Origin of the sequence: Gordonia aichiensis NBRC 108223, assembly GCF_000332975.1 — a bacterium.
Classification (GTDB): domain Bacteria; phylum Actinomycetota; class Actinomycetes; order Mycobacteriales; family Mycobacteriaceae; genus Gordonia; species Gordonia aichiensis.
This window is the reverse complement of record NZ_BANR01000040.1, coordinates 1-10034: the sequence shown is the minus strand read 5'-3', so window position 1 is coordinate 10034 and position 10034 is coordinate 1. Positions and strand designations below refer to the sequence as shown.

The window sequence follows — 10034 nt, the reverse complement described above, 5'->3', positions numbered from 1 at the left end:
CCTCAAATATAGTAACGTTCGCCAACTTCGCCGAAACTGAAAACGACGTCGACGACCTCTCCGGCCAGCATTTCGCAGTAGGCAAACTAGCCATCGCGCGCCAGGACATCGAGCCGGTCGAATAGGTCATCGGCACACTGAACTACCGTTGGGCCGCGCCCGCGCCGCCGCGGGCGCGTGGACAGCTACACCATTAGGCTGGATTTTTGGATTACTCCACCGAGGCCGGCCGCCGTGTACACGCCTCGATCTCAGCTTCTACGCGCCGATCTTCGGTGCCGTTGTCGGCGCTCCGTTCGGCCTGCTCATGCACGCATCACAGGACAGGGCAGCCAGCGCGACTTCACCTCGTTCCCAGTCCTTACGACCATGTCCCTACACAACCACGTCACTACGAAGTCCTCGCCGACGTCGAGGTCGCGGACGAAGCCGTCCGCCTTCTCACCGGCCGGACCGATCGAAAGGAATGAATCATGGCAACTGCGGTAGGCATCGACTTGGGCACCACCAACTCGGTCATCGCAAGCTGGCAAGGCGGCGAACCGGTGGTGATCTCCAATGTCGAGGGTGCGCGGACGACGCCGTCGGTGGTCGCCTTCACTGAGAGTGGCGAGCGCCTGGTGGGTCAGCTGGCCCGACGACAGGCGATCTTGAACCCGAAGGGCACGATCTACTCGGCGAAACGCTTCATCGGGCGTCACTACGATGAGATCTCTGAGGAGGCCAAAGCGGTCAGCTTCGACGTCGTGCCGGGTGACAACGGTGAGGCGCGATTCGACGTGCGGGGCAAAAAGTACGCGCCGGAGGAGATCAGTGCACTGGTGCTGCGCAAGCTCGTCGACGACGCGAGCAGGTTCCTTGGCGAGAAGGTGAAGGAAGCGGTCATCACCGTTCCGGCCTATTTCAATGACGCGCAGCGCAACGCCACCAAGGATGCCGGCCGCATCGCTGGCCTCGAAGTTCTGCGAATCATCAACGAGCCGACCGCGGCGGCATTGGCGTACGGCATGGACAAGCAGGTCCATGAAACCGTATTGGTGTTCGACCTGGGCGGCGGCACGTTCGATGTGAGTCTGCTCGACGTCGGTGAGGGCGTAGTCGAGGTTCGGTCCACGGCCGGCGACTCCCACCTCGGCGGCGACGACTTCGACCGGCGCCTGGTGGACTACCTCGCCGACGAATTCCAGCGTGCCGAGAACATCGATCTGCGCAAGGATGCGCAGGCATTGCAGCGCCTCTTCGAGGCCGCGGAGAAGGCCAAGGTCGAGTTGTCCTCGGTGACGCAGGCGCAGGTCAACTTGCCCTTCGTCACTGCTGACGCGAACGGTCCCAAGCACCTCACCACCACGATCATGCGATCGAAGTTCGAGGATCTGACGGCGGATCTGGTGGAACGCTGCCTCGGTCCGGTGAAGCAGGCGATGAGTGACGCCAAGGTCACCGCCAACGATATCGACGAGGTGATCCTGGTCGGTGGTTCGACACGGATTCCGGCGGTGCAGGCGCTGGTTCGCCGGCTCACCGGCGGTAAGGATCCCCACATGGGCGTCAACCCGGATGAGGTCGTCGCGCTCGGTGCCGCCGTCCAGGCGGGCGTGCTCAAGGGTGAGGTTTCCGATGTGCTGTTGCTCGATGTCACCCCGCTGTCCCTCGGCGTCGAGACGCAGGGCGGGGTGATGACCAAGATCATCGAGCGCAACACGACGATCCCGGCCCGGCGCAGTGAAGTGTTCTCCACCGCGGAGGACAATCAGTCCGCCGTGGACGTCGTGGTCCTGCAGGGCGAACGCGAACGCGCCGCCGACAACCGGGTGCTGGGCCGGTTCCGGCTCGAAGACATCCGACCTGCGCCACGCGGCGAGGCGCAGGTCGAAGTCACGTTCGATATCGATGCCAACGGCATCCTCAACGTCACCGCTCGGGATAAGGACACCGGCAAGGAGCAGAGCATCACGATCAGTGAGCAGGGCAACCTGGATCAGGGTGAGGTCGAGCGGATGCTCGCGGAGGCCGAACGGAACCGGGGTGAGGACGAGGCGCTGCGCAAGGCTGTCGACGCGCGTAACGAGCTCGATTCGGTTGCCTATCAGGTGGAACGGCGACTGGCCGAACTCGGTGAGAGTGCGCCACCGCACGACAAGGCGCGCGCCGAGATGCTGGTCGCCGACGCCAGGAAAGCTGTGAAGGACGGTGCTTCACCCGCGGAGGTACAGCCACTGACCTCGGAGCTGCAGCAGCTGCTCTATGGGCTCGCCCCGGTCCAGGCCGGCGGCGGCGACGGACACCAGGCTGGCGGTGGAGACGCTGCGTCGTCGGATGACGACGACGTGATCGACGCCGAATTCGATCGAAGCTGAGGCACCTGATGGACAGATCTGCTGATCATTCGACGACCGAGCCGGCTACCGACGGTACCGACGGGGATCAGACCGAGACGGCGCCTGATCGCACCGACACGGGGGCTGAGTTCGCTCAACTCGAGGACCGCTGGCGCAGGGCCCTCGCAGATCTGGACAACCTGCGCAAGCGGTATGCCAAAGATCTCGACCGTGAACGCGCCGCGGAGACAGCGAGGGTATCGGCGGCGTGGCTGCCGGTGCTGGACAACCTGGAGCTTGCGCTGGCACATGCGGGTAGTGACCCGCAGACTGTCGTCGACGGTGTGAAGGCAATCCGGGACCAGGCGGTGCAGATACTGTCACGGCTCGGCTTCGAGCGCCACGACGAGGTCGGTGTGCCGTTCTCCCCGGAGCTCCACGAAGTGGTCAGTGTGGTGACCCAACCCGACCTTCCCTCCGGAACCGTGATCGAGGTCTTGCGGCCAGGTTACGGAGAAAACGGACAGCAGTTGCGTCCCGCCACCGTGGTCGTCAGCCGACCTGAGGAGTGAGCGCCATGGCGCGTGACTACTACGAAGCGCTCGGGGTCCCGCGCAGCGCCGACACCGACGAAATCCAGCAGGCCTACCGCCGACTTGCCCGCAAATATCACCCCGACATCAACAAAGACCCCACTGCGGAAGACAAGTTCAAAGAGATCAATGAGGCCTACCATGTGTTATCCGACCCGGACACCCGGAAACGCTACGACCGATTCGGTGACGACTTCCGGCGTGTGCCCGAGGACTACGACGAACGGGTCCGGGCAAGCGCCGGTGGGTACGGCGGCGGGTTCGGCGGCGGCGGGTACGGCGGTGGGGGGTACGGCGGTGGGGGCGGGGGCAGAAGGGTGCACTTCGGTCACGGTGTCGGTGGCGAGGGCGGCGTCGACTTCGAGGACCTCTTCGGACAGATGTTCGGCGGCGGTGGCGGGTACGGGCCGATTCCCGGCGCCGATCAGGAAGCGGAACTGGAACTGCCCCTGGAAGAGGCGTACCGGGGCGGCAAACGCACTCTCAGACTGGACGGCCGGCGATACGACGTCAACATTCCGGCCGGTGTCCTGGACGGCCAGCGAATCCGGCTGGCCGGGCAAGGAGGCCGGGGCAACGGCGACGCGCCGCCCGGGGATCTGTACCTCGTGGTCCGGATCAAACCGCATCCCCGGTTCCGCGTCCAGGGCCGGGACATCTACGTCGACCTGCCCGTCTCCCCCTGGGAAGCAGCCCTCGGCGCGACGGTCGCCGTTCCCACCCCGGGTGGCGAGGCGAAAGTCAAAGTCGTACCGGGCTCGTCGACAGGTAGGAAGCTGCGCCTGCGCGGAGAAGGAATGCCCAATCCGCGGGGCGCCAACGGCAACCTCTACGCCGAAATCAAGGTGATGGTGCCGCCGAAACCGACAGCACGCGAACGCGAGCTGTTCGAACAGTTGGCCACCGAATCGAACTTCGATCCGAGGAAACAGCCATGAGCACCCCGACCCCGGTCACCCAGTACATATTGGTTCGCCGTACCGGAATGTCGCTGGATGTCTTCGCCGAACGTACCGGGCTGCACCCCGACCTGGCACGAAAGCTTGTGGCTCTCGGCCTGCTCGACGCCCACCGCGACCCCGGCGGCGAAATATTGTTCGAACCGTCAGCAGTGGCCCACGCTGCCCGCATCCAACGGTTACGGACGGGTCTAGGCCTGAACTACTCGGCAATCGGGCTCGTGCTCGATCTGCTGGATCGAATCGAGAAACTCGAAGCAGCGTCCCACGGAAGGAAGACACCCCCATGGACACCGGCAGCCTGACTGAAAAGTCACGAGAAGCCCTGCAGGAAGCCCAGAACCTGGCGACCAGAATGGGCCACACAGAGGTCGACGGAGAGCACCTGCTGCTCGCGTTGGTCGATCAGCAGGACGGGCTGGTACCCCGACTGCTCGAGCAGGCCGGCGCGAACGTCGACGCCCTGCGATCCGATCTGGAACGTGAACTCTCGCGCAGGCCGAAGGTCAGCGGCCCCGGCGCGACGCCCGGTCAGGTGATGATCACCCAACGCCTGGCCAAGCTGCTCGACGCCGCGGAACGGGAGGCGAAGCGACTCAAGGATTCCTACGTGTCGGTGGAGCATCTCGTGATGGCTCTCTCCGAGGAGGGGTCGACCAGTGCGGCCGGACGGGTTCTCACCAGTCATGGGGTCACACGAGAGGCCTTCCTCACCGCCTTGACCACAGTGCGCGGCAATCAGCGCGTCACCTCGGCCACCCCGGAGGGTGCGTACGAGGCGCTCGAGAAGTACGGACGCGACCTCGTCTCCGAGGGGCGGGCAGGCAAACTCGATCCGGTCATCGGCCGCGATGCCGAGATCCGCAGGGTAACGCAGATCCTGAGCCGGAAGACGAAGAACAATCCGGTGCTGATCGGCGACCCCGGCGTCGGCAAGACCGCGATCGTCGAGGGCCTCGCCCAGCGGATCGTCCGCGGCGACGTGCCCGAGGGCCTACGCGACAAGACGATCTTCTCGCTCGACATGGGTTCCCTGGTGGCCGGCGCGAAGTACCGCGGCGAGTTCGAGGAGCGACTGCAGGCGGTGCTGTCCGAGGTGAAGGCGGCCGAGGGGCGCATCCTGTTGTTCGTCGACGAGTTACACACAGTGGTCGGCGCGGGATCGGTCGGCGGCGAGGGGTCTCTCGACGCCGGCAACATGCTCAAGCCGATGCTCGCCCGCGGCGAACTGCACATGATCGGTGCCACCACCCTCGACGAGTATCGCAAGCACATCGAATCCGATGCGGCACTGGAGCGACGCTTCCAGACCGTTCTCGTCGACGAGCCCGGCATCGAGGATGCGATCTCGATTCTGCGCGGACTTCGAGAACGCCTCGAGGTGTTTCACGGCGTGAAGATTCAGGACGGCGCACTGGTGGCCGCCGTGACCCTCTCGCACCGGTACATCACCGACCGTTTCCTTCCGGACAAGGCGATCGATCTGGTAGACGAGGCGTGTGCGCGGCTACGCACCGAAATCGATTCGATGCCCGCCGAACTCGACGAGCTCACCCGGAAGGTGACCCGGCTGGAGATCGAGGAGGCCGCGCTGTCCAAGGAAACGGACGCGGCCAGCAAGGCGCGTCTCGAAGAGTTGCGTAAGGAGCTGGCCGATCTGCGGGCCGAGGCCGACGCCCGGCACGCGCAGTGGGAGGCGGAGCGCCAAGCGATCCGTCGGGTGCAGGAGCTACGGGGGGAGCTGGAACGATTGCGCCACGAGGCCGAGGAGGCCGAACGCAATTACGACCTCAATCGGGCCGCCGAGCTGCGCTACGGCGAGATCACCGAACTCGAACGCAGGCTCGAGGCGGCGGAGGAGCAATTGGCCACCAGGCAAGGCCGCAATCCGTTGCTGCGTGAGGTGGTCACCGAAGACGAGATCGCAGAAATCGTGGCCGCATGGACGGGCATCCCGGTCGCCCGGCTACAGGAAGGAGAGCGGGAAAAGCTGTTGAAACTCGACGAAATCCTGCACGAGAGAGTCATCGGTCAGGACGAGGCTGTGCAACTGGTCGCAGACGCGGTCATCCGGGCGAGGTCCGGTATCCGTGATCCGCGCCGGCCGATCGGTTCGTTCATCTTCCTGGGCCCGACAGGTGTGGGGAAGACCGAGCTCGCAAAGACGCTGGCCAGTGCCCTCTTCGACAGCGAAGACAACATGGTGCGCCTGGACATGAGCGAGTACCAGGAGCGGCACACGGTGAGTAGGCTCATCGGTGCACCCCCCGGGTACATCGGGTACGACGAGGGTGGCCAGCTCACCGAGGCGGTGCGCCGCAAGCCGTACTCCGTGGTGCTCTTCGACGAGATCGAGAAGGCCCACGCCGACGTCTTCAATACCCTGCTGCAGGTGCTCGATGACGGCCGGATCACCGATTCTCAAGGCAGGCAAGTCGATTTCCGGAACACGGTGATCATCATGACCTCCAACATCGGATCCCAGCATCTCCTCGAGGGAGTCACAGCCGACGGCGAGATCAAGCCGGACGCCCGGGAGCGGGTGCTGGCGGAACTGCGCGGGCACTTCCGTCCCGAGTTCCTCAACCGGGTCGACGACATCGTGTTGTTCACCCCGCTCACGCTGCCCCAGATCGAGCACATCGTCGAGCTGCAGCTCGCCGATCTTCGGAACAGGTTGTCGGAGCGCCAGATACACCTGGATATCACGCCGGAAGCACGCCGGCTCATCGCCGAACACGGTTTCGACCCGGTCTACGGTGCGCGGCCGCTGCGGCGGTATATCGCCCATGAGGTCGAAACCAGGATAGGTCGTGCGCTGTTGCGCGGCGAAATCGAACCGGGCGGCACCATCAGTGTCACGGTGGACGGCGGCGAGCTCGCCGTCGCATATACGGAACCCGCCATCGCGGCCTGAGAAGAGGTGTCGTCATGGGATCCGACAAGGTGAAGTGCCCACACTGCGGCAAGGTCAACAAGGTGCCGGCGGCCGGGGACGGGAGACCCCGCTGCGGGAACTGCCACGAGCCGCTGCCCTGGATCGCCTCGGCAGGGGACGGCGACTTCGCGGAGGTCGCCGAGAAATCCTCGGTGCCTGTACTCGTTGACCTCTGGGCGACGTGGTGCGCTCCGTGCCGCATGGTCAGCCCCGCGCTCGAGCAGCTCGCCACAGAACGCGCAGGTCAGATCAAGCTGGTCAAGGTCGACGTGGACGCTGCGCCCCAGACGGCCGAACGGTTCACCGTCCGCGCCGTACCGACTCTGCTGGTGATGGACCGAGGTGAGGTACTCGCTCGTCAGGCGGGCGCAGCTCCGGTACCCCAGCTGCGCACGTGGCTCGATCAGGCGCTCTCGGAAAATGCAGGCAAGAAGGCGAAGCCATGACCTCGGTCCATGCCGACCCGCACGTGACCGCGATCCGGGCCGTGGTGCCCCGCACTCCACAGGGTTGCGAGGAATGTCTTCGCCTCGGCACCCCGTGGGTACATCTGAGGCTGTGCCTGACGTGCGGACACGTCGGTTGCTGCGACTCCTCGCCGGGCAAGCACGCGAGCGCACACGCTCACACCATCGGCCATCCGATCGTCCAGTCGATGGAACCCGGTGAAGATTGGCGCTGGTGTTATGTCGACCAGAACTTCGTCTGAGGACGCCCCACGCCTCGGCGACGGTCAGCTCGTCGACGACGAGACCCCGGATACAGTCGGAGCATTCCCGCGGCTGACGGACGACCAGATCACGACGCTCGAGGTCGGTGGCACGCGTCGATCGGTTCACGCCGGCGAGGTGCTGATCCGAGCGGGCGCGCCCAGCAACGACTTCTTCGTCATCCTCACCGGCAAGGTCGCGGTCATCGACGAGGGCGCCGAGGACGGCGAACGCCGGATACTGCGCGTGCACGGTCCGGGCCGATTCCTGGGCGAGCTCGGACTGCTGGAAGGCCAGGTGGCGTTCTTCACCGCCGAAGCGATCGAGAACGGCGAGGTCCTCGTCGTCCCGGCCGAGCGGGTGCGCGAGCTCGTCGCCCACGACCTCGTGCTCAGCGATCTGATCCTGCGCGCCTACCTGATCCGCCGGCACCTGCTGATCGGGCTCGGCGCGGGGTTCCGGATCATCGGCTCCTGCTATTCCCCGGACACGTTGCGGCTTCGCGAATTCGCCATACGAAACCGGCTGCCCCACAGGTGGATCGATCTGGAGCAAGACGAACGGGCGGAGCAGCTGCTGCAAAGCCTGGGTGTCGCCCCCGAGGACACTCCCGTCGTGATCTGGCACGGCGAGAAAGTGCTGCGCAATCCGACGAACGCCGAACTCGCCCGCATCGTCGGGCTCCCGGTCCCAGACTCGGTCCCGGACGCAGCCCAGGACGTGTGCGACCTCGTCGTCGTAGGTGCCGGACCGGCGGGTCTGGCCGCGTCCGTGTACGGCTCATCCGACGGGTTGAACACGGTGACACTGGAGTCGATCGCTGCAGGTGGGCAGGCTAGCACCTCCTCCCGGATCGAGAACTACCTGGGCTTCCCGGCGGGGATCTCCGGCGCCGAATTGGCCGAGCGCGCCCTAATCCAGGCCGGGAAATTCGGTACCCGCCTTCTCGTGTCGGCGGAGGTGACCGGTTTGGGATCCGAGGGCGGGCACCATGTGCTCCGGCTGGCGGACGGCGGCGAGATCCGCGCCCGGGCGGTCGTGCTCGCCACCGGCGCGCGATATCGCAAGTTGGAGGTTCCGGGAATCGAGGCACTGGAGGGGAGAAGCGTGTATTACGCCGCAACCCATCAGGAAGCGCGGCTGTGCGGCACCGACCCTGTAGCCATCGTCGGCGGCGGAAACTCCGCCGGCCAGGCCACCGTCTTCCTCGCAGACCATGTCTCCCACGTTCACCTCCTCATCCGCGGCCACGACCTCGGAAAGAGCATGTCCCGATACCTGGTCGACCAGATCGAACGGCATCCGCGGGTGACCGTGCACCGGAACACCGAGATTCGTCAGGTCCACGGCGACAAGCACCTCGAAGAGATTGTGGTCGAGGACAATCGCACGGGCGACCAGGACACGATCCGGGTGCACGCCCTGTTCGTCTTCATCGGGGCGACGCCGCACACCGGGTGGCTGGCCGACACGATCGCACTCGACGACCACGGCTTCGTCCTCACCGGCATGGACGCGGTCCACGCCCGAGGAGACGGCAACCGGCCGATCAGCGCCGGGCTGTCCAGGACGCTCGAAACCAGCCGGTCCGGCCTGTTCGCGGCGGGCGACGTCCGCAGCGGCTCGGTGAAACGGGTCGCATCCGCAGTCGGTGAAGGAGCGATGGCGGTACGCCAAATCCATGAATACTTCGAAAGGAGCTGACGACATGCCAGTGATGGGCACCGTCAAATTCCAGCGGTTCTTCCGGGCAGCGGCCGGACTACAGGTCGACCGGAACGACCTCAAGCGCTATACGGATTTCATCGACGACAAGATCTACGACCTGATCCTGATCGGCAAGGCCTCGGCAAAGGCAAACCTGCGGGACGTGATCGAACCGTGGGACCTGCCGATCACCAAGGGGCTGCAGGAGAGCATCCACCGGTTCGAGAAGCTGGACGAGGAGATCGAACTACAACCTCTGCTCGACCAACTGGCGGCCCGGCCATCCTTGGACGTGGCTCTCTCCGAGGAGACCGAGCAACGACTGCCGCTGATCGCCGGAGGCCTGAGCGTGGCGCTGGCGCATACCTTCGTCACGGTCGAGCCGGACCGCAAGAACCCCGGGACCGCCGAATGGAGCGTCGCCCTCGACATCTTCCATCAACTCCTCTGAACCCAGCCAGCGACCGGGCACTGATGGCGGACAAACGTGCCATCCTTGGCTTCGCCGAAAGGCACTGTCGTCATGCATTCAGCCTAGCCGCTAGACTGGCCAGAAACTAGCCATATGTTTAGCCGATAATAGCGATTATGTCAGGTTGAGCAGTTCGTGGGTGTTGAAGGGGAATTCGGACCGGCCCTGCGAGGATTGGTAGGCCCTATATCAATCAGACGCACGCCTGATTGATGCGGCGCCTTGGCGCCCACGCAGATGATTTCGATTCCTATATCGAGCAGTTCGCGAGCCGAGTCCCAGCGCTCCTGGCGTATCCGGTGTCGGCAATCTGGTGATTCGACGAGATTCTCGGCTC

10 protein-coding genes and 1 pseudogene are annotated in these 10034 nt (G+C 65.1%); 10 read left to right on the top strand and 1 reads right to left on the bottom strand.

The window, feature by feature from the left end:
- The first annotated feature begins 8 nt into the window (after positions 1–8).
- The 10 genes and pseudogenes from GOACH_RS24675 to GOACH_RS21820 all read left to right on the top strand — a co-directional run bounded on the left by GOACH_RS24675 (position 9) and on the right by GOACH_RS21820 (position 9676).
- Positions 9–470, top strand: a pseudogene (locus GOACH_RS24675) (general stress protein).
- 3 nt (positions 471–473) lie between these two features.
- Positions 474–2357 carry a molecular chaperone DnaK gene (gene dnaK, locus GOACH_RS21860; protein ID WP_005180078.1) on the top strand — a complete coding sequence of 628 codons (1884 nt, stop codon included), beginning with the start codon at positions 474–476 and terminating at the stop codon, positions 2355–2357.
- Positions 2358–2365: 8 nt separating this feature from the next.
- Positions 2366–2890 carry a nucleotide exchange factor GrpE gene (locus GOACH_RS21855; protein ID WP_005180075.1) on the top strand — a complete coding sequence of 175 codons (525 nt, stop codon included), beginning with the start codon at positions 2366–2368 and terminating at the stop codon, positions 2888–2890.
- 5 nt (positions 2891–2895) lie between these two features.
- Positions 2896–3849, top strand: a complete 954-nt coding sequence (locus tag GOACH_RS21850) for a DnaJ C-terminal domain-containing protein (protein ID WP_005180074.1) — start codon at positions 2896–2898, stop codon at positions 3847–3849.
- Positions 3846–4175 (top strand): chaperone modulator CbpM, encoded by a 330-nt coding sequence (locus GOACH_RS21845; RefSeq protein ID WP_005180070.1) that lies wholly within the window; start codon positions 3846–3848, stop codon positions 4173–4175. The genes GOACH_RS21850 and GOACH_RS21845 overlap by 4 nt, the downstream gene beginning before the upstream one ends.
- Positions 4157–6787 carry an ATP-dependent chaperone ClpB gene (gene clpB / locus GOACH_RS21840; RefSeq protein ID WP_005180068.1) on the top strand — a complete coding sequence of 877 codons (2631 nt, stop codon included), beginning with the start codon at positions 4157–4159 and terminating at the stop codon, positions 6785–6787. The genes GOACH_RS21845 and clpB overlap by 19 nt, the downstream gene beginning before the upstream one ends.
- Positions 6788–6801: 14 nt before the next feature.
- The gene (trxA, locus tag GOACH_RS21835) at positions 6802–7254 is read left to right on the top strand and encodes a thioredoxin (protein ID WP_005180066.1); all 453 of its coding nucleotides are present in this window, start codon (positions 6802–6804) and stop codon (positions 7252–7254) included.
- Positions 7251–7517, top strand: coding sequence for a UBP-type zinc finger domain-containing protein (locus tag GOACH_RS21830; RefSeq protein ID WP_005180064.1), 267 nt, complete (start codon positions 7251–7253; stop codon positions 7515–7517). The genes trxA and GOACH_RS21830 overlap by 4 nt, the downstream gene beginning before the upstream one ends.
- Positions 7495–9222, top strand: a complete 1728-nt coding sequence (locus tag GOACH_RS21825) for an FAD-dependent oxidoreductase (RefSeq protein WP_005180062.1) — start codon at positions 7495–7497, stop codon at positions 9220–9222. The genes GOACH_RS21830 and GOACH_RS21825 overlap by 23 nt, the downstream gene beginning before the upstream one ends.
- 13 nt (positions 9223–9235) lie before the next feature.
- Positions 9236–9676 (top strand): DUF1931 family protein, encoded by a 441-nt coding sequence (locus GOACH_RS21820; protein ID WP_174320862.1) that lies wholly within the window; start codon positions 9236–9238, stop codon positions 9674–9676.
- A 140-nt stretch (positions 9677–9816) separates the two neighbouring features.
- Here the strand turns inward: GOACH_RS21820 and GOACH_RS24095 are convergent.
- Positions 9817–10034 (bottom strand): hypothetical protein (locus GOACH_RS24095; RefSeq protein ID WP_217999527.1); only part of this gene is annotated, 218 nt, incomplete at its 5' end.

Excerpts from the sequence above, each read along its gene's own strand:
- GOACH_RS21850 (WP_005180074.1), top strand. The coding sequence starts at position 2,896 with ATGGCGCGTGACTACTACGAAGCGCTCGGGGTCCCGCGCAGCGCCGAC.
- trxA (WP_005180066.1), top strand. The coding sequence starts at position 6,802 with ATGGGATCCGACAAGGTGAAGTGCCCACACTGCGGCAAGGTCAACAAG.
- GOACH_RS21855 (WP_005180075.1), top strand. The coding sequence starts at position 2,366 with ATGGACAGATCTGCTGATCATTCGACGACCGAGCCGGCTACCGACGGT.
- GOACH_RS21830 (WP_005180064.1), top strand. The coding sequence starts at position 7,251 with ATGACCTCGGTCCATGCCGACCCGCACGTGACCGCGATCCGGGCCGTG.
- GOACH_RS21845 (WP_005180070.1), top strand. The coding sequence starts at position 3,846 with ATGAGCACCCCGACCCCGGTCACCCAGTACATATTGGTTCGCCGTACC.
- clpB (WP_005180068.1), top strand. The coding sequence starts at position 4,157 with ATGGACACCGGCAGCCTGACTGAAAAGTCACGAGAAGCCCTGCAGGAA.
- dnaK (WP_005180078.1), top strand. The coding sequence starts at position 474 with ATGGCAACTGCGGTAGGCATCGACTTGGGCACCACCAACTCGGTCATC.
- GOACH_RS21820 (WP_174320862.1), top strand. The coding sequence starts at position 9,236 with ATGGGCACCGTCAAATTCCAGCGGTTCTTCCGGGCAGCGGCCGGACTA.
- GOACH_RS21825 (WP_005180062.1), top strand. The coding sequence starts at position 7,495 with ATGTCGACCAGAACTTCGTCTGAGGACGCCCCACGCCTCGGCGACGGT.